The sequence below is a fragment of the Thioclava sediminum genome (assembly GCF_002020355.1).
GTDB classification, from domain to species: domain Bacteria; phylum Pseudomonadota; class Alphaproteobacteria; order Rhodobacterales; family Rhodobacteraceae; genus Thioclava; species Thioclava sediminum.
The window spans coordinates 148,634-169,771 of sequence record NZ_MPZV01000002.1 but is presented as its reverse complement, the minus strand read 5'-3'; the positions used below and the strand labels follow the sequence as shown (position 1 = coordinate 169,771).

General features: G+C 64.2%; 19 protein-coding genes and 1 tRNA gene. 14 read left to right on the top strand and 6 right to left on the bottom strand.

Features of this window, described 5'->3' with window-relative positions; genetic code table 11:
* Positions 1–50: 50 nt before the first annotated feature.
* Positions 51–3,467: a CheR family methyltransferase gene (locus BMI91_RS08050; RefSeq protein ID WP_244176590.1), complete on the top strand. Its 3,417-nt coding sequence runs from the start codon at positions 51–53 to the stop codon at positions 3,465–3,467.
* Positions 3,451–3,831, top strand: coding sequence for a response regulator (locus BMI91_RS08045; protein WP_078604597.1), 381 nt, complete (start codon positions 3,451–3,453; stop codon positions 3,829–3,831). The genes BMI91_RS08050 and BMI91_RS08045 overlap by 17 nt, the downstream gene beginning before the upstream one ends.
* On the opposite strand, the gene BMI91_RS08040 is transcribed toward BMI91_RS08045, so the two are convergent.
* A complete protein-coding gene (locus BMI91_RS08040; protein ID WP_078604596.1) occupies positions 3,815–4,711 on the bottom strand; it encodes a LysR substrate-binding domain-containing protein in 897 nt (298 codons plus the stop codon). The genes BMI91_RS08045 and BMI91_RS08040 overlap by 17 nt on opposite strands.
* Before the next feature lie 115 nt (positions 4,712–4,826).
* Between BMI91_RS08040 and BMI91_RS08035 the strand changes: the two genes are divergently transcribed.
* The 4 genes from BMI91_RS08035 (at position 4,827) to BMI91_RS08020 (ending at position 9,373) form a co-directional block, all read left to right on the top strand.
* Entirely contained in the window at positions 4,827–5,891 is a 1,065-nt protein-coding gene (locus tag BMI91_RS08035) for a YeiH family protein (RefSeq protein WP_078604595.1), read from the top strand.
* 149 nt (positions 5,892–6,040) lie between these two features.
* On the top strand, positions 6,041–6,520 hold the full coding sequence (locus BMI91_RS08030) for a MarR family winged helix-turn-helix transcriptional regulator (RefSeq protein ID WP_078604594.1): 480 nt from the start codon (positions 6,041–6,043) through the stop codon (positions 6,518–6,520).
* Positions 6,517–8,328 (top strand): MFS transporter, encoded by a 1,812-nt coding sequence (locus tag BMI91_RS08025; RefSeq protein WP_244176589.1) that lies wholly within the window; start codon positions 6,517–6,519, stop codon positions 8,326–8,328. Before BMI91_RS08030 ends, BMI91_RS08025 begins: the two co-directional genes overlap by 4 nt.
* Positions 8,329–8,332: 4 nt before the next feature.
* On the top strand, positions 8,333–9,373 hold the full coding sequence (locus tag BMI91_RS08020) for an HlyD family secretion protein (RefSeq protein WP_078604593.1): 1,041 nt from the start codon (positions 8,333–8,335) through the stop codon (positions 9,371–9,373).
* Between the two features lie 503 nt (positions 9,374–9,876).
* Here BMI91_RS08020 and BMI91_RS08015 read toward each other — a convergent pair.
* Positions 9,877–9,951, bottom strand: a tRNA-Gln gene (locus tag BMI91_RS08015).
* Between the two features lie 99 nt (positions 9,952–10,050).
* Between BMI91_RS08015 and BMI91_RS08010 the strand changes: the two genes are divergently transcribed.
* Entirely contained in the window at positions 10,051–11,241 is a 1,191-nt protein-coding gene (locus BMI91_RS08010; protein ID WP_078604592.1) for a BaiN/RdsA family NAD(P)/FAD-dependent oxidoreductase, read from the top strand.
* Between the two features lie 140 nt (positions 11,242–11,381).
* On the opposite strand, the gene BMI91_RS08005 is transcribed toward BMI91_RS08010, so the two are convergent.
* Complete coding sequence (locus BMI91_RS08005; protein ID WP_078600006.1) at positions 11,382–12,686, bottom strand: UDP-glucose dehydrogenase family protein; 1,305 nt, start codon at positions 12,684–12,686, stop codon at positions 11,382–11,384.
* Positions 12,687–12,998: 312 nt separating this feature from the next.
* Between BMI91_RS08005 and BMI91_RS08000 the strand changes: the two genes are divergently transcribed.
* The 4 genes from BMI91_RS08000 to BMI91_RS07985 all read left to right on the top strand — a co-directional run bounded on the left by BMI91_RS08000 (position 12,999) and on the right by BMI91_RS07985 (position 15,358).
* Entirely contained in the window at positions 12,999–13,187 is a 189-nt protein-coding gene (locus BMI91_RS08000) for a hypothetical protein (protein WP_172976163.1), read from the top strand.
* A gap of 272 nt (positions 13,188–13,459) precedes the next feature.
* A complete protein-coding gene (locus BMI91_RS07995; protein ID WP_078604591.1) occupies positions 13,460–14,503 on the top strand; it encodes a TRAP transporter substrate-binding protein in 1,044 nt (347 codons plus the stop codon).
* A 162-nt stretch (positions 14,504–14,665) separates the two neighbouring features.
* A complete protein-coding gene (locus BMI91_RS07990; RefSeq protein ID WP_078520328.1) occupies positions 14,666–14,983 on the top strand; it encodes an antibiotic biosynthesis monooxygenase family protein in 318 nt (105 codons plus the stop codon).
* 102 nt (positions 14,984–15,085) lie between these two features.
* Positions 15,086–15,358 carry a hypothetical protein gene (locus BMI91_RS07985; protein WP_078520327.1) on the top strand — a complete coding sequence of 91 codons (273 nt, stop codon included), beginning with the start codon at positions 15,086–15,088 and terminating at the stop codon, positions 15,356–15,358.
* Between the two features lie 15 nt (positions 15,359–15,373).
* On the opposite strand, the gene BMI91_RS07980 is transcribed toward BMI91_RS07985, so the two are convergent.
* Positions 15,374–15,838 carry a YdcF family protein gene (locus tag BMI91_RS07980; RefSeq protein WP_078604590.1) on the bottom strand — a complete coding sequence of 155 codons (465 nt, stop codon included), beginning with the start codon at positions 15,836–15,838 and terminating at the stop codon, positions 15,374–15,376.
* Positions 15,839–15,914: 76 nt separating this feature from the next.
* Here BMI91_RS07980 and BMI91_RS07975 point away from each other — a divergent pair, with 76 nt between their 5' ends.
* Entirely contained in the window at positions 15,915–16,514 is a 600-nt protein-coding gene (locus BMI91_RS07975; protein WP_078604589.1) for a rhodanese-like domain-containing protein, read from the top strand.
* Between the two features lie 3 nt (positions 16,515–16,517).
* On the opposite strand, the gene BMI91_RS07970 is transcribed toward BMI91_RS07975, so the two are convergent.
* Together BMI91_RS07970 and uvrB are read right to left on the bottom strand one after the other, a co-directional pair.
* Complete coding sequence (locus BMI91_RS07970; RefSeq protein ID WP_143595001.1) at positions 16,518–17,231, bottom strand: DUF6782 family putative metallopeptidase; 714 nt, start codon at positions 17,229–17,231, stop codon at positions 16,518–16,520.
* Between the two features lie 41 nt (positions 17,232–17,272).
* Positions 17,273–19,456 carry an excinuclease ABC subunit UvrB gene (uvrB, locus tag BMI91_RS07965; RefSeq protein ID WP_078605097.1) on the bottom strand — a complete coding sequence of 728 codons (2,184 nt, stop codon included), beginning with the start codon at positions 19,454–19,456 and terminating at the stop codon, positions 17,273–17,275.
* A 413-nt stretch (positions 19,457–19,869) separates the two neighbouring features.
* Here uvrB and BMI91_RS07960 point away from each other — a divergent pair, with 413 nt between their 5' ends.
* Positions 19,870–20,181, top strand: a complete 312-nt coding sequence (locus tag BMI91_RS07960) for an ETC complex I subunit (protein WP_078520323.1) — start codon at positions 19,870–19,872, stop codon at positions 20,179–20,181.
* A 357-nt stretch (positions 20,182–20,538) separates the two neighbouring features.
* Positions 20,539–21,069: a hypothetical protein gene (locus BMI91_RS07955; protein WP_078570066.1), complete on the top strand. Its 531-nt coding sequence runs from the start codon at positions 20,539–20,541 to the stop codon at positions 21,067–21,069.
* The last annotated feature ends 69 nt before the right edge of the window (positions 21,070–21,138 follow it).

Genomic DNA, 21,138 nt, shown 5'->3' with positions numbered 1-21,138 from the left:
GCAGGCCGCGCCCTTTTGGACGCGCGCTGCGCGGATCGGCGGGCCGTGCAGTGACGGACGCCCCCGAGGATCTATACGTTGTCGGCATCGGCGCCTCCGCTGGTGGGCTTGAAGCGCTTCGCGATCTTCTGGAGCCTGCGCGGGTGGATGACCCCAGCGCCTATGTCGTGGTTCAGCATCTCGATCCGAACCACGAGTCGCTTCTGGCGGAATTGCTCGGCCGGTCGACCTCGCTCGAAGTGCTTCAGGCCGAAGATGGCGCGAAGCTGGAGGCCGGGCATGTCTATACGATCCCGCCGGGCTACGGGCTGGAGGTCGAGAACGGGCGCCTGAAGCTTTCGGAATTCGCCCAACCCCGCGGTCTTCGCCGTCCGATCGACGATTTCTTCGTGTCGCTCGGCCAGGATCTCGGGCGCCGCGCGGTCTGCGTGATCCTGTCGGGCACCGGCACGGATGGCTCCGTCGGGCTGCGGGCGGTGAAAGAACATGGCGGCTTCTGCATCGCGCAGGACGCAACGGCGCGCTACGATTCCATGCCGAATTCGGCGGTCGCGACCGGGATGGTCGATGTGGTCAGCGCGCCCTCCGACGTGATCGCGCGGATCACCGAGTTCCGCAATGTCGACCCGGATCAGGTGAACACGGCGCCGCCGGTTTCCGGAACGCTCGATGAAATCTGCGCGGCGCTGAACCGTCTGACGGGGCATGATTTCGCGCAATACAAGCGCTCGACCCTCGAGCGTCGGATCCAGCGCCGGATGCAGGTCGTGGGCATTCTGCACCCGCGCGAATATCTCGAACGGCTCGAACGCGAAGAAGACGAGCCTCTGGCGCTGCTGGGCGACCTGCTGATCAACGTCACCCGCTTCTTCCGGGACAGCGCGCATTTCGAGGCGCTGAACGAGACGGCGATCAAGCCGATGGTCGAGAAGGCCGATGATGGCGGCGCGCTGCGCATCTGGGTGCCGGGCTGTTCGAGCGGCGAAGAAGCCTACACGCTGGCGATGCTCATCGACCGGGCGATCCATGCGAGCGGCAAGGAGATCGATTTCCAGATCTTCGCCACCGATATCGACGAACGGATGCTCGCGATCGCGCGTGAGGGGCGCTATCCGGTCTCGGTCCTGCTTGACCTGCCCGAAAGGTACCGCGATCTCTACACGATCGGGCGTGAGGGCAATTTCCAGATCACCGCCGCGCTGCGTGACCGGGTGCGCTTCTCGCCGCATTCGTTGATCAAGGACCCGCCGTTCTCGCGGCTCGATCTGGTGTCGTGCCGCAATCTGCTGATCTATTTCGGAGAGAAGTTGCAGGCGCGGGCACTGCCGATCTTCCATTACGCGCTCAATCCGGGCGGCGTTCTCTTCCTCGGCCCATCCGAGACGATCGGGCGGCATGAGGAACTTTTCGATCCCATAGATGGCGCGATGCGCATCTTCCGCAGCATAGGGCCCCGGTCTCCTTATCCGACCGAACTGCCGATGCGCTCCGACCCTCATGCGCGACTTGCGCCACTCCGACCGAAGACGACTGACAGAAGAACCAAAGACTGGAACACGACCTTGGCCAGTAATCGTATCCTCGATCTTTATGCGCCCGCGACGCTAAATGTCGATCGCGATGGGGCGATCCTCGCCGCGACGGGGCGCTTGGGCAAGTATCTTGAGATCGACCCGTCCGAGACCGGGCAGGGCTATGCACAATCGCTCGCGCGGGCGGGCCTACGCGAGGCGCTCTCCGCGGTGATCCGCGAGTCGGCGGAGCTTGGCACGCGCAAGATCGTGCGCGACGTCGAAGTGATCTCGGAAACCGGGCGGCAGCGTGTCGATGTGCTGGCCGATCCGCTCTCCGACGATACGCTGCTGATCGTTTTCCGCGACCGTGGCCCGTTCGAAGCGTTGGACGAATATGATTTCGACGAGATCGCGCCGTCGGAAAGCCATGTGCAGGTGCTGGAAGCCGAGTTGCGCGCGACCCGCAACCGCCTGCGCACGACGGTCGAAGAGCTGGAGACCGCCAACGAAGAGCTGAAATCCTCGAACGAGGAAATGATGTCGATGAACGAGGAGTTGCAATCGACAAACGAAGAGCTCGCGACGGTCAATGACGAACTCAAGACCAAGGTAGAGGAGCTTTCGACCGCGAATGCCGATCTGCGCAACATCTTCGATTCCAAGCTGCATGCGCTGGTGACGGTCGATCGCAAGCTGCGCCTGCGCAACTTCACCGATGGCGCGAGCGAGATGATCCGCCTGCGCGGCAGTGACCGGGGGCGTCCGCTCGACGACATCCAGAACCTGCTCGACACGCCCGAGGTGATGATCGAACTGATCAATGTGGTCCTTGAGGGCGAGTTGCCGCGACCGCGCCGGGTCAAGTCCACCGAGCTCGGCAAGGTCTGGTCGCTCTCCGCGACGCCGTATCTGAATTCGCGCGGCGAGGTGGAAGGCGCGACGCTCGTCTTCACCGACATCACCGAGGCGTTGCGCCTCGAAACCGAGCTGACGTTGAAGGGCGAGCGGCTGCAACTCGCACTGGAAATCGCGCAGATCGGGGTTTGGTCGATCACTGAGCCCAATGGAGATGTCGAAGTCGACGAGGCTGTCGCAGCCTTCTTCGAATTCGAAGCGGCTGGCACCTATCCGATCGAGCGGTTCTTCGAACGCATCGCGGAACATGACCGTGCCCGTGTCGAAGAGGCGGTGCGCGAGGCCCGCGAGACTGGTTCCGAATTGGAAGTCGATTACGAACTCGACCTCCCCTCCGGCACGAAGCGCCATCTGCGCGCAACGGGTCGGACGATGGGCGAGGGGAGTGAAAACCGCCTGCTGGGGCTCAGCGTCGATATCACCGCCGATGAAGAGGCGGCGCAGATGCGCGAGCTGATGCTGCGCGAGATGAACCACCGGGTGAAGAACCTGTTCTCCATCGTCTCGGGCATGTTGCGCATCGCGGGGCGTTCGGCGGCCAGCCCGCGCGAGTTGGTTGAGGATGTGGGCCAGCGGATCAACGCGCTTGCGCGCTCGCATGATCTGGCGCGCACCCGAACCTCTGGTGCGGCGATCCCGCTGCGCGAGGTGATCGAAACGACTCTGGCCCCCTATGACGACCCGTCGAAATTCCTGATCGATGGGCCGGATGTTGATGTGCCGACGCATCACCTGACGGCTCTTGCGCTGATTTTCCACGAATGGAGCACCAATGCCGCTAAATATGGGGTATTGGGGCCGCGAGAGGGTGATCTCGAGATCACATGGTCGATGGAAAACGACGATACCGTGATACTTTCGTGGAACGAGCGGTACCGTGAAGCGTTGCAACTCGACACGAACAAACAGGGCTTCGGCTCGACGTTGGTCGATATTTCCGCAAGCCAGATATCGGCGCGGGTCGACACGCGTCAGACGCCGGAAAGCCGTTGCAACAGGATTATCTTCGCGCATGAAATCGATGGCGACGCTGACTGAGAAAGCACCGAGCGAGGTGCTCCTTGTCGAAGATGAAGCCGTCGTCGCGCTTGATCTTCAGTTCATGCTCGAGGATCTCGGGATGGATGTCTGGGGGCCGTGCGCCACCGTGCGCGCGGGTCTGGATCTGGTCCGCGATCGTTTGCCGGGCGCTGCGATCCTCGACGTGATGCTGGCCGATGGCGAAGTCTACGAACTGGCCGATCATCTTCACAAGGCGGGCGTGCCGCTTCTGTTCCATTCCGGCCATGCCGAGGCCAATCAGCTGCGCGAGCGGTATCCCGGCGCGGCTGTCTGCCCGAAGCCTGCGCTTCCCTCGGAGATCGAGGCGAAGCTCGCGAATTGGTTCATTCCGTCAGAGTGAGATCGTCGAGCTGGGACTGATCGATCCGTGCCAGCAGGTCGCGGGTGGCGTGGCTGACATGGTGGTCGCGGTGACGCAGCGCATAGAAGGGCCGCGGCGCGAGATGCAAATCCCAGTCCCGTACCGTTCCAAGGCTCAGTGACCGCGCGACGACATGGGCCGAGAGAATGGTGATCCCGGCCCCTGCCTCGACCGCGCTCAGCACCGCCTCGTTCGAGGGCAGGACCAGCGCCGCTGAGAGCGCGTGCGGCGCGACACCCAGATCGGCGAGGGCAGCTTCCGCGGTAGAGCGCGTGCCAGAGCCCGGCTCGCGCAGCACCCAACTCGCCGCGCTCAACGCCCGCGCATCCAGCTTGCCGGGGGGCGGCGCGGCGCTGACCAGCATCAGCCGATCCGCCCCGATCTGAACCCGCTCCAGCTTCGCATCCTCGACATCGCCTTCGACAAGCGCGAGATCGTGCAGGCCTGCGCGCAGGCGTTCCGCCGCCTCCTGCGTGTTGCCGATTTCCAGCGTCACCTCGATCCCCGGGCGGGCTTGCCGAAAAGCGGCAAGGTAGGGCGGCAGCCAGTAGCCCGCGATGGTCTGGCTGGCGATCAGGCGGATATGCCCGCGTTCGAGGCCGCGGGTCTCGGCAAGCATCGCCTCCGCCTCGGCAAACCGTGCCAGCACCGCGCGCGCCTCGGGTAGAAAGGCGCGGCCCTCCTCGGTCAGTGAAATTCCCCGTCCGATCCGGTCGAACAGCTTGATCTCATGACGCGCCTCAAGCGCCGCAATGGCGGCTGAGGCCGTCGATTGCGTCATGTTCAGCCGGGCGGCGGCGCGGGTCATGTGCTGCTCTTCCGCGACCGCGACGAAAACGCGGAGTTGTTCGGGGGTCATGCGTGTCTCTGGTTCGAATAATCGATAAAATCGATCATATCGACAAAAACATTTCGTTTGAAGAATGAATTGGCGCGGGCAATTACAGGGCAAGACCTGACGATAGGAGGCCACCGTGCCGCACCATTCGACCCTTGCCTGCAGCCTCACCCGCCCGCGGCTTGCGCTTCGCGCCTTCGCGCCGGGGCTTGGGTTGAGCATCGGCGTCGCCGCGCTCGCGGCCTTGGGCGGTTTGGCTGAGCACGCGCTGTTCGGTGCGGCATGGCTGGAACCGCTGGTGTTGGCGATCCTCATCGGTGCGGTAGTGCGCTACCTCTGGACGCCGCCTGCACGGTTCGAAGCCGGTATCCGATTTTCCGCCAAGACGGTGCTGGAGATCGCGATCGTGTTGCTCGGGGCCTCGGTGAGCGCCCAGACGCTTCTGTCGGTGGGGCCGGGGCTGTTGGGTGGCATCGTCGCAGTGGTCGCGCTGATGGTGCCCGCGGCCTACCTGCTGGGGCGGGCCCTGCGTCTGCCGGCCCGCATGGCGCTGCTGATCGCTTGCGGCAACGGCATCTGCGGGAACTCCGCCATCGCCGCCGTCGCCCCCGTGATCGACGCCGATAGCGACGATGTCAGCGCCGCAATCGCGTTTACTGCCGTGTTGGGCGTCGCGGTCGTCCTGCTGCTGCCGGTGGTCGGCCACGTGGCGGGGATGAGCGTGCATGGCTATGGCATCCTGTCGGGGATCACGGTCTACGCGGTGCCGCAGGTTCTGGCGGCCGCAGCGCCGATGGGGGCCGCGGCGATCCAGCTCGGCACGCTGGTGAAGCTGGTGCGCGTCTTGATGCTGGGGCCGATTACGGTGGTTCTGTCGCTTCTCGCGCCGCATCTGCCGACCGATGGGCGCTCCGCCGCGCCGGAAGGGCGCGTACGGCGCGGGCTGATGCCGCCGCTCTTCATCCTCGGGTTTCTCGGGATGATCGTTCTGCGCTCTGCCGGGGCGCTCCCGGAGGCGGCTCTCGCACCGATGGGGCAGGGGGCGTCCATCCTGACGGTGATCGCGATGGCCGCGCTGGGGCTTGGCGTCGATGCGCGGGCGGTGGCAGCCGCCGGGCCGCGTGTGATCGCGACGGTGACGCTGTCGCTGGTGATGCTGGTGGGCGCAGGTCTCGGGCTTGTGACCTTGCTTTCCGCCTGAGCGTGAACGCTGAATGACAGCGCGATCCGGGGCCTTTCGCAATTTCGCACGGCCCCCTGTGCGGGCGGCCTGTGTTGATCCTCGCGACCCAGAGGATATGTGGGATGGGACGAAAACGTTAGCAGGCTAACTTTATTCCCGAGGCCCCCATGTCCGACCGCGCCGCTCTTACATCCGCACCCACCGAAGCCGCCCGCCGCGACCGTGCCGAGTTGACGCGCACGATGATGCTGCTGGCGCGGTCGGTGCGCGCGATGTTCGACGCGCAGGCGCGGGACATGGGGCTGACCTTCGCGCGGGCGCAGGCGATCCTGGCGATCTCCCGCGACGAGGGGCTGAACCAGACGCAACTGGCCGAGACGCTGGCGATCGAGACGCCGACGCTGAACCGAACGCTCGACGGGCTGGAGAAGCTCGGTTTTGTGGAGCGCCGCGCCGATCCCGACGACAAACGCGTCCGCCAGATCTTTCTCACCGAACATGCCCGCGCGAATGCCTCCGAGATCGAGACCTTCGTCGAGGCGCTACGCGCGAAGCTCTACGACGGCATCGACGCCGAGGAGGTCGCCCGCGCCCGCAAGACGATGGAGCGGATGCAGGCCAATCTCGAAAGGATGCGCGGCCAATGAATTCCCAGATTCGCGACATCAACGGCCCGGATGCGCGTCCGATGGCCGCCGAACCGGTATCGCCGCGCGACCCGGCGCTGCGCGAGCACGCGCGTTCCGAGGTGACAGAGCCGCGGCCCGAGGCGGCCCCGGCCAAAGAGGCTGAGGTCACGCAAAACGAGTCCGCAGCGGGAGAGATCGCCGAGCCAGAGGCTGCGCCCCAGCCTGCCGCGCCTGCGGAGCCCGACCATTCCGCAGGCAAGCGAATCGTCTATGCCAGCGCCGCCGTCTTCGTGGCCCTATCGCAGTCGTTGGCGACCGGCTTCGTCTCGGCCAATCTTCCGCAGCTTGCGGGCGATTTGCACGCCACCACGAACCACACCTATTGGGTGATGGCGGCCTTCATGGCGCCGCGCGCCTCGATGCCGCTGATGCTGATCCGCATCCGCGACCAGTTCGGCCTGCGCCGCTTCGCCGAGGTCGGGATCGTCTGCTTCGTGCTGGCGATGGTGCTCAATCTCTGGGTGGACGATCTGCATTCCGCGGTCATCGTGGCCTTCCTGAGCGGCTGCGCCGCGGCCCCGTTGTCGAGCCTCGGCTTTCTTTACATGCTGGAGGCCATTCCCGCCGCTCAGCGCCTCAAGGTCGCGATCCCCGCTGTCCTGACGATGATCATGGTGGGCAGGCCCTTGGCGCGGGTGCTGCTGCCCGAACTCACCGCGAATGCCAGTTGGCACGCGGTGAGCCTGTTCCAGATGGGCATGGCGCTGGTGGCGCTGGCACTGATCTTCGCGCTGCCACTGACGCCGCGCCCGCTGCAAAAGGTGCTCAAGCCGCTCGATTTCGTCTCCTTCAGTCTGCTCGCGGTTGGCTTCGGTGCATTCACCAGCGTCTTCATGTTCGGTGCGCTCGACTACTGGACGCAGACCGAATGGCTGGGCGTGGCGCTCGCGGCGGCGATCGTGATGGTCGCGGGCGCGGTGCTGATCGAAATGCAGCGGGCCAATCCGCTGATCGATTTTCATTGGTTGCTGAGCCCGCCGATCCTGCATCTGGCGGGGACCCTGCTGGTGTTCCGTATCGCGCTGGCCGAACAAAGCGCGGGCGCCGTCGGTTTCCTGCGCACGATGGGGCTGCAGCCCGGGCAGGAGCAACTGCTGTTCGGGATCATCGCGCTGTCGATGCTGGCCGCGACCGGTGTCCTGATGCTGACCAATAGCGGAGCGCGCGCGCCGCTGTTCCACGGGATCGCGCTGGTGTTGATCGCGGCAGGGGCGTGGCTCGACTCGCAATCGACCGCGCTCACCGGGCCCGAGCAGATGTATCTTAGCCAAGCGATGATCGGCTTTGCCGGTATCCTGTTCCTGCCGCCAGCGATGGCGAAAGGGTTGGGAGCTGCCTTCGCGAAGGGGCCGCACTACCTGCTGAGCTTCGTCGTGCTGTTTCTGGCCACGCAATCCATCGGCGGGGTCATCGGCTCCGGTCTGTTCCGGAGCTTGGTGGTCGACCGCACCGCCTATCACATGGCGCAGCTTTCGCCGCAGATATCGGCCGACAACCCGATGTTGAGCCAGACCCTCGCGCAGAGTGCCGCATCGCTGGGCAGCCAGACTGCGGATGCCGGGGCGCGGGCAGGGGCCGCGCTGTCTTCCGTCGCCTCTACGGTGCAGCAGCAGGCCACTATTCTCGCCTATGACGATGCGTTCCGCGCCGTGTTCTGGTTCGCGCTGGCGGCCTTGGCCGGGCTGATCGCCCATGTCGCCCTGCACCGAAGCTGGCCCCTCCCGGGCCTGCGCCTCACGCCCTCCACCCCTGTTTCTACGAGTTGATCCGATGTCACAGACCCGCCGCTATCTCGCTTCCGCCCTGATCCTTCTCATCGCGCTCGCCGGTGTCGCGACCGTGCTCTACGCATGGCGCCTGCCGCCGTTCCGTTCTGACGTTGCCTGGACCGACAATGCCTATCTGCAGGGCAAGGTCACGCCGATCTCTGCTCAGGTCGCCGCCGAGGTCACGGCGGTGCCGGTCAGTGATTTCGAGGAGGTCAAGAAGGGCGATGTGCTGGTGCGTCTCGACGATCGCGCGCTGAAAGCGGCTGTGGAGCAGGCGCAGGCTGCGCTCGAGACGGCGAAGGCCGCGCAGTCGAACGGGGCGCAGGCGGTGAATTCGGCGAAAGCTACGCTCGAGGCTAAGCAGGCTTCGCTCGCCTCGGCGAAAGCAGCTCAAGCCACGGCGCAGACCGCGCGGGACCGGGCGTCAAAACTGACGAAGAAAAGTTATGTCTCGCAATCGGATGCCGATCAGGCGCAGCTTACGCTCGATCAGGCGAAGGCGGGCGTACAGGAGGCGCAAAGCGCCATCGACGTGGCCGAGCAGGCGGTGCAGACGGCACAGTTGAACAAACGCTCGCTCGCCGCGAAAACCGATGCAGCTCAGGCCGCACTCGATGCGGCGCAGGTGGCGCTCGATCACGCGGTGATCCGTGCGCCCGAGGATGGGCGGCTGGGCCAGGTCTCGGCGCGAGTCGGCAAATTCGTCAGCGCCGGGAGCACACTGGTCTCGCTCGTGCCCTCCGATCTCTGGTTGATCGCGAATTACAAGGAGACCCAGCTTGCGGGGCTGCAGATGGGCGAGCCGGTGACTTTCACCGTCGACGCGCTGGGCAAGACGCAATTCAAAGGCCATATCGAGCGGTTCTCGCCCGCGACGGCAGGGCAGTTCAGCCTGCTGTCGGGCTCCAATGCGACCGGGAACTTCACCAAGATCGCGCAGCGTGTGCCGGTCCGGATCGCGATAGACCCCGACCAACCGCAGGCCCAACGACTGGCCCCGGGTCTGTCCGCCGAGGTCAGCGCCCCGCAGCACGGATCGTGATCCGCCGTCAGCTATGCGGAAGGCGCAGCGCGGCTATGTCGAATAAGCTGTTTCTGCGGCGCAGCATTTGTGCGAAAAAGATTTCAACGCAGCGAGCAAATCGTTGCAACAGTTCCTGAGGCTCTCTCCTCCTCCCTGAGCCTCGGAAATTGGCGGTGGCCTCTCTCCTCCTCCCTGAGGTCACCGCCTCCTCCGCCCCTTAGATGACCGACATGCGCCACCAAACGGCGCCGTTTTCAATCGTGAAAACGCGTTCGAGCTGTTGATCGGCGCGACCACATGAAGGTCCGGTTGGAATAGTTGGTCAGCGTGATTCCGGCGGCGAAGTGAAGCCGTCCGTCCTCGAGCGAAGGGGGCTGCGATTTGTGGCCGTCGTTTGGGTCGAGAGAGCGCAACTCTGGAGACGTCGCGTCGCCGCCGCCTGTTAACAAGCCGAGCAGAGGCCAATTTCACGGCCTGAGCGGCCAGCGAAACCTTAAACAATTCAGTTCTACTGAGAAAAGTGGCTGGGGCGGTAGGATTCGAACCTACGGTGCGCGGTACCAAAAACCGGTGCCTTACCACTTGGCTACGCCCCAACGTGGGGGGGTATGTAGCCAAGTGGGCGCGGGGCTTCAAGAGGAAAATCCGACAAATTTCGATTGCGCGTCACGCGCCGCTACGGCAAGCGAGATGGCATGGAAAATTGCGATGTTTTGGTGCTTGGCGCAGGGGCTGCCGGGCTGATGGCCGGGATCGAGGCGGCGCGGCGCGGGCGCTCGGTGCGGGTGCTCGACCATGCGCGGCGTCCGGGCGAGAAGATTCGAATCTCTGGCGGCGGGCGGTGCAACTTCACCAACCGTCTCCTGACCCGGCAAAACGCGACCGAACGATTCCTGTCGCGCAATCCCCGCTTCGCGCTCTCCGCGCTGTCGCGCTACACGCCCGCGGATTTCATCGCGCGGCTCGATGCGGCGGGGATCGCCTGGCACGAGAAGCATCTGGGGCAGCTCTTCTGCGACGGCAAGGCCACGCAGATCATCGACCTGCTACTGCGCGATCTGCGCGCGGCAGGCGGCGTGCTGTCGCTCGAGACGGAGATCGAGCGGGTGGAGCGGGAGGGCGACGGCTTTCTCGTCACAACCTCGCAACGCCCGATCCGCGCGGCTTCGGTGATCGTGGCTACGGGCGGCAAGTCGATCCCGAAGATGGGCGCGTCCAGCCTCGGCTACGAGATCGCGCAGAAATTCGGCCTCGATATCGTGGAGACGCGGCCCGCTCTGGTGCCGCTGACCTTCGCCGAGCAGGATCTGGCGCGCACTGCGCCGCTGTCGGGTCTCGCGCGGCCCGTCGATCTGCGCCTCGGCAAGACGCATTTCGCCGAGGATCTGCTGTTCACCCATCGCGGGCTGTCAGGGCCCGCCATCCTGCAAATCTCCAGCTATTGGCGCGAGGGCGACACGCTCAAGATCGATCTGGCGCCGGGCAATGACATCGCGGCGGCGCTGTCGGAGCAGCGCGACGCGGCGGGCCGGCAGGCGCTGCACAATGCGCTCGCGCGGCATCTGCCGGAGAAGCTCGCGCATTTCGTGGTGGCGGAGGCGAAGCTATCGGGGCGGCTGGCCGAGCAATCGAACAAGGACCTCGCCAAGCTCGACGATCAGATCCATCGCTGGCAGGTGCGGCCGGTCAGCTCGGAAGGGTATCGCACGGCGGAGGTCACGCTAGGCGGCGTGTCGACCGATGCGCTCGATGCGAAGACGATGGAGGCGAAGCAGGTGCCGGGGCTCTATTTCATCGGTGAAGTTGTCGATGTGACCGGCTGGCTGGGCGGTTACAACTTCCAATGGGCCTGGGCCTCGGGCTGGGCTGCGGGGCAGGTGGCCTGACCACGCGCCTCTTCCTCTTGGAAGAAATATCCCCGAGGGGCCCGAAGGGCGGAGGCAGAGCCCCCTCCCTCTTAAGTTTTGTCGCCCTCCGGTGACGGGGGCAGAGCCCCCTCCCGGATCGATTTCTATGCCGTCAGGGCTTACCGCCCGACCGCCACGTAATCCTCGAAGCCCGCCTTCCTGACGTCCTTCTCGGCGTAGATGTTGCGCAGGTCGGCCATGCGCGCGGTCTCCATCGTCGCGGCCAGCTTGTTCAGGTCGAGCGCGCGGAACTCGTTCCACTCGGTCAGGATCACCACGCAATCGGCCTTCTCGGCTGCCGCATAGGCATCGTCCATCCAGGACACGCCCGGCAGCAGCGCTTCGCCCTCGCGCTTGCCCTGCGGATCGACCACGCGCACCTTCGCGCCGCCGCCCACGAGCGCGGGCACGATGGTCAGGGCAGGGGCCTCGCGCATGTCGTCGGTGTTCGGCTTGAAGGTCACGCCATAGACCGCGATCGTCTTGCCGTTGACCGAGCCGCCGCAGAGATCGACGACCTTCTCGATCATCCGACGCTTGATGTCGTCATTCACCTTGATGACGGTTTCGACGATCTCCATCGGACAGGAATAGTCCTGACCGATCCGCGCCAGCGCCGCCGTATCCTTCGGGAAGCACGAACCGCCATAGCCCGGGCCCGCATGGAGGAACTTGTTGCCGATCCGACCGTCGAGCCCCATGCCGCGCGAGACCTGCTTGATATCGGCGCCGGTCTTTTCGCAGAGCCGTGCGATCTCGTTGATGAAGGTGATCTTCGTCGCGAGGAACGCGTTGGCCGCGTATTTGATCATCTCGGCGGTTTCCAGATCGGTATAGAGGATCGGGAATTCGCGCAGGAAGAGCGGGCGGTAGATCTCGCCCATCACGGCTTCGGCCTTCTCCGAGGTGGTGCCGACGACGACCCGGTCGGGCCGCATGAAATCGTCGATCGCCGCGCCTTCGCGCAGGAATTCGGGGTTCGAGGCCACGTCGAACTCGATATCGGGGCGGGTCTTGCGCACGACTTCAGCGACCTGACGGTTGGTGCCCACCGGCACGGTCGATTTCGTCACGATCACCGCATAGCCGGTCATCGCGTTGGCGATCTCCTCGGCGGCGGCCATCACATAGGTCAGATCCGCATGGCCGTCGCCGCGCCGCGTCGGCGTGCCGACCGCGATGAAGACCGCATCGGCGCCGGCGACCGCAGCCTTGAGATCGGTGGTGAAGGAAAGACGTCCGCCTTCGACGTTCTTCACCATCAATTCGTCGAGCCCCGGCTCGTAGATCGGCACGCGGCCGCCCTCGAGCATTTCGATCTTCGCGGGGTTCTTGTCGACGCAAACGACTTCATGGCCGAAATCGGAGAAACACACCCCCGAAACAAGGCCAACATAGCCCGTGCCGATCATCGCGATTTTCATATTCTCGTCCTTGCCTGTGCTGTGTCGGTGCCTTGATTCCCGGGCGGCGAAATTGCAAGCCGGTTCCGGACAAGTTCTCGTAATTCTTCTCAGAATCCGCGTCGCTCCAGAAGCGCGGAATGGTAGCCTGTGCCGCGTTAGACACGAATTCTGGGCATTTCATGCAAGAAAAGTGCCAAAGTGCAACAGTCTTCGCCTCTGCGTGAATGGGCCGTGTATTTCACTCTTTGCAATCCCGGGAAGCTGTGTAAGTCTCGCCGGGAAGCTGCCAGAAAAGTCCGGCGGCTCCCTACGGTAATGACGGAGATTACTATGAAAAAGATCGCTACCATCGCCCTGGCCCTCGGCCTCACCGGTTCGACCGCTTTTGCTGGCGGCTACACCGCTCCGGTCGTCGAGCCCGAGCCCGTTGTGGTTGAGCAGTCGTCGTCCTCGAACGCCGGCATCATCATCCCGGTTCTGCTGCTGCTCGGCGTTGCTGTCGCAGCCTCGAACAACTAATTTCGGGTAACACCGAATTGGAAGGGGCCGGACGTACGCGTTCCGGCCTTTTTCATTTCCGGAGATACGGGGTAGGGCCTGAAGCTCCGGGGACAGGAAAAACCCGCGCTTGGCGCGGGTTTTTCTTTTGCGGGAAGGAGCGGTTTTGCCATGCGTCGAGTGCCGCTGCTGTGGCCGCACGACAGGTCCCGTCATCTCGCGAAAAGCAAAACTGGACGTTGGGGGCATCCGCCGGGTAAATCCGCTTTGGACCGCGTGAGAGGGAGACCCGCATGAGCCAGAGATTTACCCGCCGTGAGAGTTTCGCCCTTGCCGCCGGTGCCGCCGCCTTGGCCGCGCCGCCTGTGCTGGCCGCAGAGCCCGAGGTCACGCTGCGCCTGCATCAATTTCTGCCGCTGACCAGCTTCGTGCCCGCCCATATCCTCACCCCTTGGATCAAGGCGGTCGAAGAGGCGTCGCAGGGCCGGGTGCGCATCCAGCATTACCCCTCGATGCAGCTTGGCGGGAAGCCGACCGATCTTATCGATCAGGTCACTGACGGGGTTGTCGACATCGTCTGGACGCTGCCGGGCTACACGCCGGGGCGGTTTCCGCGCACCGAGGTGATGGAGCTTCCCTTCCTGGTCGCCGAGGCCGAAGCCGCGTCTGCTGCGCTGTGGGAGCTGGCGCAGGCGGAGATGGTGGACACCGATTTCCGCGACATTCACCTGCTGGGGACCTGGGTGCACGGGCCGGGCGTGATCCACGCGAACAAACCTGTGCGCGCGATTTCCGATTTCGAAGGGCTGAAACTGCGTGGCCCGTCGCGGGTCACGACGAATCTGCTCGAACACTTCGGCGCGACGGCTGTCGAAATGCCGGTCCCGGCTGTGCCCGAGGCGCTCTCGCACGGGACGATCGACGGGGCGCTCCTGCCTTGGGAGGTCTCGGCCTCGCTGCGGATCGGCGAGCTGGTCCATCACCACACGCAATTTGCAGGCCCCTCGATCTACACGGCGTGCTTCATTCTCGCGATGAACAAGGACCGCTACGCAGCGCTCGACCCCGATCTGCAGGCCGCGATCGACAGCGTCTCGGGCGTTGAGTTCTCGGCGCAGGCGGGACACCTGCAGCAGGCAGAGGATATCCCCTCGCGTCAGGCCGCGATGGATCTGGGCAACGAGATCATCACGATCCCGGCCGAGGATACGTCGATCTGGAAAGACGCCTCGCAGCCGGTGATCGACGCATGGGTTGCCGAGATGGAAGAGAACGGTGTGCCGGGTGAGGCGTTGCTGAGCTCCGCCCGTGCCTTGATCGAGAAACATTCGTTCTGAACTCGGGTCGCGGTGAGCTGGTTCGTGGGCGCCGATCTGATCCGCATCGCGCTGATCGTGGCGATCCCGGCGCTGGCGCTTCTGCCACTCTGACGCAGGTCCGCAAAAGAGCGGTGATTTCTGCGCGCTTCTGTGCGAGCATGAGGCCGAGGAGGACCGCCCATGACCGAGATTACCAGCGATTTCAAAGGGCAGACCGTGATCTGCACCTTCGAGATGACGCCCGCCACAGCCGACGAGTTGATGGAGAAGCTGCAAGCCGCCTATTCCGAGGTGATCTCGAAAGCGCCCGGTTTCATCGGCGCGGGCCTGCATATGAACGACGCGCGCACGCGGATCGCGACCTATTCGAAATGGAACGAGCGGGGCGACTATCAGGCGATGCTGCGCAGCCCCGAGATGATCTCGCGCAACCGCGTGATCTACACGCTGTGCCGCAATTTCGAGCCGGTGATGTATGAGGTTTCCGCCGATTTCTGACGGGCAGGCGGGGACGTTTCTGCGCTGCCGAAATGGTTGCGCGGAGAGGGAACTTCATCGCTCGCCTCGCGTTGTTGTGAAAAGACATATCGGAGTGACATCATGGAAAGCGTTCTGCAAGCTATCGGCACGGTCGGCCTGATCTTTCTCGTGCTCGCAGGTCTTCTGGCGGGCTGGATCGCGAGCGTCGTCTCGGGTGGGCGTCACAAGGCCGCCTATCTGGCGATCGGCGTGGTCGGCGCCCTGATCACCCCCTTCATCGTGGCCCTTCTGGGCGGGGCGGTGCTTGCGGCGGGCGGTCTGCTTGCGATCATTGCCATCGCGCTTGTCGGTGCGGTCATCGTGCTGGTTATCGGCAAGATGATCCTCGACTGACGCAAGGCGCGCGCCTCAGGGCGAAGGCCCACCGCGTGCCAGCCACCATCCCAGCTTCAGGTAGGCGAACCCTTCGCGGGCGCGGGCCTTCGCGCTCGCGCGGTGCGGCGGACAATCCGCGCGCGCTCGCAGCCCCATCCGCCGCGCGATCATCACCGCGCGCGGCGCGTGATAGGGGTCGGTGACGATGATCACCTCGTCGCTCTCCAGATGCGCCCGGGCGAAGCCGATATTCTCGTAAGTAGTGGTCGAGCGGTCCTCGAGCGTGATCGCCCCGTCGTCGACGCCTTCCGCGCGCAGGATCCGGGCCATCACTTCGGCCTCGCTCGGCGGATGCCGCCCGACACCTCCGCAACAGATCACCCGCTCCGCCGCGCCGGAATGCCAGAGCGATGCCGCGTGACGGGTGCGCCGCAGCAATGTGGGCGAGGGGGCTTCTTGCGCCCAAACCGCTGCACCAAGGATCAAAATCGCTCTCATTTCGTTGAGCTAAAGGTCCACACTGCCGGCGACAAGGCTGGCAGTCGTGTTATGATCACGAAAAAGGGAGGTTAACATGCGTTTCATTTTTCTTGCCGCGCTTCTGGCTGCCGCGCCTGTTATTGTCGAGCCCGCTTTCGCCGAGCCGGTCAATATTCGCCCTGACGTCATGTCCGTCACGGTCGACACTGCCAACGGACCGGTCGAGATCAAGCGGATTCAGGATAACGAGAACAAGCTGGAAGGCGATTGGGCCAAGACCTCGCGCCCCTGTCCGAGCTTCTGCATCCAGCCGATGATCCCGGCCCCCGGCGTGACCCCGGTGGGGGAGCTGGAGATGATGGAATTTCTCAAGGATCCCAACGTGGTGGTCGTCGACGGGCGGGTGACCCGCGACTTCGAGGGCGGCGCGATCCCCGGTGCGATTAATATTCCCTATATGGAAGCCCCCGACCGTCTGGGCGAGCTTGGCTGTCAGCCCGATTTCGAGGGCTTCATCTGCGATGGCGAGGATGTGAAATCGGTCGCGCTTTACTGCAACGGACCGTGGTGCGGTCAGTCGCCCACTGCCGCACGCCGCATGATCGAAGCCGGTTTCCCGGCGGAAAAGATCTATTACTACCGCGGCGGGATGCAGCAGTGGCGGCTGCTGGGGCTGACGGTCAGCGGGGGCTGAACCTCAGTCTCCGGGCTCTGTGCAAGGGTAGGCTTCGCCATCGGGTAGCCGGCAAAGCGCGTCGAAGAAGCTGCTGGAAAGCCGATCATAGCTGAGCATTCTGTGTTCCCGGTCGCGGGACTCGAGATAATCGCTGCACGACGCGAGGTAGTATAGCTCGCGTCGTGCATCTTTCGCGTACCACTGGGTGAAAGCGGCGCTGGCCGCGCTGATGAGATCGTCCGAGCGGCCCATTTCTGTCTCGAAGGCTGCGGCGATATCGTCCTGCATCGGCCATCCTGCAAGCGCGTCCCAGGCGTCGGGCATCCCGGCTTCGCGCAGATCCCAAGCCACAGCGAGGCTGAAGGTCGTCGCGTCCGCCTCCATCGCGAAGATCGCGCGGGCATTTTCCTTCATCGACAGGTTCGGATCGGGACAGGAACCGTGGAATTTCTGCTCCAGATGGCGCAATTCGTGAATCAGAACTGCCTTTTGCAGGGCGGGTGCCATGTCGGTGGCGATCACGAGCCGGGAGGAGCGCGGCTCGAAATATCCCCGCGCATCGTGCAGCGTGTCGGCGAGACACAGCTCGCCAGCGTCTTGAAAGAGCGCGACATGCAGGCTCGGCCAGCGGTCGAGGGCGGGACGCAGCTGTGTGACGAGCGCTGCGATTTCGGGAGGCTTATCGAAGGGTGGGGCGGCACAAGTGAGGATCTGGGCGTGCGCCGGTCCGGTCATCACACCGAGCCAGGCGCTCAGGACGATGTGCCGGGCGCGCCTCACCGACCCTTCCGCCGCTTAACACCCCCGCGCTGACCGGGGCGCCCGGCTGTGGAGCGGCCCTGCGCCTTGACGGCGGCCTCGCTGGCCGCCTCCACCGCCGATTGCCGCGCGAGCGGGTCGTCGTGGACGGCGAGGTCCACCGCTTCCAGACGTTTCACCTCGTCGCGCAGACGGGCGGCTTCCTCGAATTCCAGATCCTCGGCGGCCTTGCGCATCTTGGCGCGCATGTCGTCGAGATGCGCCTGCAGGTTCGCGCCGGGTTTGACCGCATCGACCTTGGCGGTGACCCGCGACATATCGGTGTCGCCCTGATAGAGACCGGCCAGAACGTCATCGACATTCTTCTTGATCGTCTCGGGCGTGATGCCGTGTTCCTCGTTATAGGCGATCTGCTTGGCGCGGCGGCGGTCGGTCTCGTCCATAGCGCGCTGCATCGAGCCGGTGATCCTGTCGGCATACATGATGACGCGGCCCTCAGAGTTCCGCGCGGCGCGGCCGATGGTCTGGATCAGCGAGGTTTCCGAGCGCAGGAAGCCCTCCTTGTCGGCATCGAGGATCGCGACCAGCCCACATTCGGGAATGTCCAAACCCTCGCGCAGCAGGTTGATCCCGATCAGCACGTCGAAGGCCCCGAGGCGCAGGTCGCGCAGGATTTCGATCCGCTCGATCGTGTCGATATCGGAGTGCATGTAGCGCACGCGAACGCCCTGTTCGTGCAGGTATTCGGTCAGATCCTCGGCCATGCGTTTGGTGAGCGTGGTGACGAGTGTGCGATAGCCGCGTGCGGCGACGGTGCGGATCTCATCGAGCACATCGTCCACCTGCGTCTCGACCGGGCGGATCTCCACGATCGGGTCCAGAAGGCCGGTCGGGCGAATGACCTGTTCGGTGAAGACGCCGCCGGTCTGTTCTAGCTCCCACGCGGCGGGGGTGGCCGAGACGAAGACCGATTGCGGGCGCATCGCGTCCCATTCCTCGAATTTGAGCGGGCGGTTATCCATGCAGGACGGCAGGCGGAACCCGTGCTCTGCCAGCGTGAATTTGCGCCGATAGTCCCCGCGATACATGCCGCCGATCTGCGGCACGGTGACGTGGCTTTCGTCGGCGAAGACGATCGCGTTATCGGGAATGAACTCGAACAGGGTAGGCGGCGGCTCGCCGGGTGCGCGACCGGTGAGGTAGCGCGAGTAGTTCTCGATCCCGTTGCAGACGCCGGTCGCCTCCAGCATCTCCAGATCGAAATTGGTGCGCTGTTCAAGGCGCTGCGCCTCCAGCAGCTTGCCTTCCTCTTCCAACTGCTTCAGCCGGAGCGCCAGCTCCTTGCGGATGCCCTTCGCGGCTTGCTGCAGGGTCGGGCGCGGCGTGACGTAGTGGCTGTTCGCATAGATGCGGATCTGGTCGAAACTGTCGGTCTTCGCCCCGGTCAGCGGATCGAATTCGGTGATCGCCTCCAGCTCCTCGCCGAAGAAGGAGAAGCGCCAGGCGCGGTCCTCCAAGTGGGCGGGCCACAGATCGACCGTGTCGCCCTTCACACGGAACGCGCCGCGCTGGAAGGCCGCATCGAGTCGCTTGTATTGCTGCGCCACCAGCTCGTTGATGAACTTGCGCTGTTCGATCAGATCGCCGGTCTTGAGGTCCTGCGTCATTGCCGAATAGGTCTCGACCGAGCCGATGCCGTAGATGCACGAGACCGAAGCCACGATGATCACGTCGTCACGCTCCAGAAGCGCCCGGGTGGCCGAGTGGCGCATCCGGTCGATCTGCTCGTTGATCTGCGATTCCTTCTCGATATAGGTGTCCGAGCGCGGCACATAGGCTTCGGGCTGGTAGTAGTCGTAGTAGGAGACGAAATACTCCACCGAGTTGTCGGGGAAGAAGCTCTTGAATTCGCCATATAGCTGCGCGGCCAGCGTCTTGTTCGGCGCGAGGATGATCGCGGGGCGTTGGGTTTCCTCGATTACCTTGGCCATCGTGAAGGTCTTGCCCGTGCCGGTCGCCCCCAGCAGCACCTGATCGCGTTCGAGCGCCTCGACACCGGAAGACAGTTCCGCAATCGCGGTCGGCTGGTCGCCGGCCGGGTTGAACTGAGTCTGCATCACGAACCGCTTGCCGCCTTCCAGCTTGGGGCGGGTGAGCACGTCGGGGCGTTCGGAGGGCAGATTGGTATTGTTGTGAGGCATCGCGCAGACCTTTTGCTTGCCCCCCAAAGTTGTCCTCTTTTCGTTCGCATTCAAGGGTTTGCGAAAGGCGTTACGGAAGGCTTAACGCGGAGTTTCGAATTGTCTATATTTAACAGTGGCTTGCGTCTCTGTTTGGCTTGAATTCGCGGCGGCGCGCGCGCATCTTGCCTTTTGCAAGTAGCATCAGACTGCCGGCCGGCGCACCACCCCCACCCCTTGCTCCCCAGTCGGTCGGCAGTTCCTCATCTCACCGGTGCTCGCGGGATCCTTCGGACAGGGTAGGCGGCGGCGTTCTCTCCGGGCTCGGCATGTCATGCACAATCACCTCGCATCTTTCGGCTTTGCGCTCCGGGGCTTGCGATTTGGCTCAGATGCACTAAGAAAAGTCAGAGGTATCGCAGAGGAGTTTGCCCATGCGCGCGCGCATCTACCAACCCGCCCGCAACGCCATGCAATCGGGCACCGCGAAAACGCGGTTCTGGTATCTCGACTATGTCGCCTCCGACGCGCGTGAGATCGACCCGCTGATGGGTTGGACCAGCTCCAACGACACGCAGGCCCAAGTGCGGCTGCGCTTCGAGACCCGCGAGGCGGCCGAAGCCTATGCCAAGGAAAAGGGCATCGATTACGTCGTGACGGAGCCGCATAAGCGCGCCCCGAATGTCCGCGCCCGCGGCTATGGCGAGAACTTCGCGACCGACCGCCGCGCGAACTGGACGCACTGAATATTTGCGATTTCGGCGAAAGCTTTCCCGGCTGAGGGAGAGTTTTCCGCACCGCGCCCCCCCCCGATTTCCACGTGAATGAAGCTGGGGCGTCAGGCTGCGTTTCGGTTTCTTACTGCGTTCCAACCTGTGCCACCGACGGTCTCGCGCAGGTTCCAACGTGGCCCGAATTTCCGACGTAGCTCTGCGTTCCGTCCCAAGAGCCCGTCGCTTTGTTCCTTGGCATTATCGCGCTCACGATTTTCGACGTTTGAGCAGAGTTTTTCCGAGCCTGCTCGCGCTCAGGAACGGTGATCTTTCTGCAGTGTTCTCTGTCTGCCGGCTGACGGTCGGCGCATGAAATGCAAGGAGAACACTATGACCTACACCATCAAGTCGATCGCTCTCGCAGGTATTCTGGCCACTGCCGCGCCCGTTGCGGCCCTGGCTCAGGCTGACGTATCCACCGGAACGGACGCTGGCGCATCGGTCTCGGCGCAGGCTGCAGGCGCTGATGTCGGCGCAAGCGCGGATATGGGCGCATCGACGGATGCCGCAACGACTGCGGGCTCGAATGGTGGAATGGGCCAAGATGGGTCGGTGAAGACCTATGGTCAGCTCGTCGCGGACCTTCAGGCCAATGGCGCTGCGTCCACCGACCAGTTCGCCGATTATGAAGTGGGAACCGATGGCGAAGCCAAGATCGTCGCTCTGTCCGATCTGAAGGGTAAAGGCGCCGAGAATGGCTCCGCGGCTCTCGAGAACGCAATGGGCGCTGACGTGGATGCCGATTACAGCCAGCTTCCGTCCAGCGTCTTCGACGGCACCGACTACACGCCCGAGGATGTCGCTGCCGCGTATATCAACGCCGAAGGCAATCTGATCGTCGTGGTCGACAACAACGCCTGATCACCTTCGACGATACATGATCCCGAAGCCCCCTGTCCTCCGCGGCAGGGGGCTTTTTTGTGCCTGACA

Bases quoted from the DNA above. Each gene is read 5' to 3' on its own strand.
- BMI91_RS08045 (WP_078604597.1), top strand. From the start codon at position 3,451: ATGGCGACGCTGACTGAGAAAGCACCGAGCGAGGTGCTCCTTGTCGAA.
- BMI91_RS08040 (WP_078604596.1), bottom strand. From the start codon at position 4,711: ATGACCCCCGAACAACTCCGCGTTTTCGTCGCGGTCGCGGAAGAGCAG.
- BMI91_RS08030 (WP_078604594.1), top strand. From the start codon at position 6,041: ATGTCCGACCGCGCCGCTCTTACATCCGCACCCACCGAAGCCGCCCGC.
- BMI91_RS08025 (WP_244176589.1), top strand. From the start codon at position 6,517: ATGAATTCCCAGATTCGCGACATCAACGGCCCGGATGCGCGTCCGATG.
- BMI91_RS08020 (WP_078604593.1), top strand. From the start codon at position 8,333: ATGTCACAGACCCGCCGCTATCTCGCTTCCGCCCTGATCCTTCTCATC.
- BMI91_RS08010 (WP_078604592.1), top strand. From the start codon at position 10,051: ATGGAAAATTGCGATGTTTTGGTGCTTGGCGCAGGGGCTGCCGGGCTG.
- BMI91_RS08005 (WP_078600006.1), bottom strand. From the start codon at position 12,686: ATGAAAATCGCGATGATCGGCACGGGCTATGTTGGCCTTGTTTCGGGG.
- BMI91_RS08000 (WP_172976163.1), top strand. From the start codon at position 12,999: ATGAAAAAGATCGCTACCATCGCCCTGGCCCTCGGCCTCACCGGTTCG.
- BMI91_RS07995 (WP_078604591.1), top strand. From the start codon at position 13,460: ATGAGCCAGAGATTTACCCGCCGTGAGAGTTTCGCCCTTGCCGCCGGT.
- BMI91_RS07990 (WP_078520328.1), top strand. From the start codon at position 14,666: ATGACCGAGATTACCAGCGATTTCAAAGGGCAGACCGTGATCTGCACC.
- BMI91_RS07985 (WP_078520327.1), top strand. From the start codon at position 15,086: ATGGAAAGCGTTCTGCAAGCTATCGGCACGGTCGGCCTGATCTTTCTC.
- BMI91_RS07980 (WP_078604590.1), bottom strand. From the start codon at position 15,838: ATGAGAGCGATTTTGATCCTTGGTGCAGCGGTTTGGGCGCAAGAAGCC.
- BMI91_RS07975 (WP_078604589.1), top strand. From the start codon at position 15,915: ATGCGTTTCATTTTTCTTGCCGCGCTTCTGGCTGCCGCGCCTGTTATT.
- BMI91_RS07970 (WP_143595001.1), bottom strand. From the start codon at position 17,231: ATGACCGGACCGGCGCACGCCCAGATCCTCACTTGTGCCGCCCCACCC.
- uvrB (WP_078605097.1), bottom strand. From the start codon at position 19,456: ATGCCTCACAACAATACCAATCTGCCCTCCGAACGCCCCGACGTGCTC.
- BMI91_RS07960 (WP_078520323.1), top strand. From the start codon at position 19,870: ATGCGCGCGCGCATCTACCAACCCGCCCGCAACGCCATGCAATCGGGC.
- BMI91_RS07955 (WP_078570066.1), top strand. From the start codon at position 20,539: ATGACCTACACCATCAAGTCGATCGCTCTCGCAGGTATTCTGGCCACT.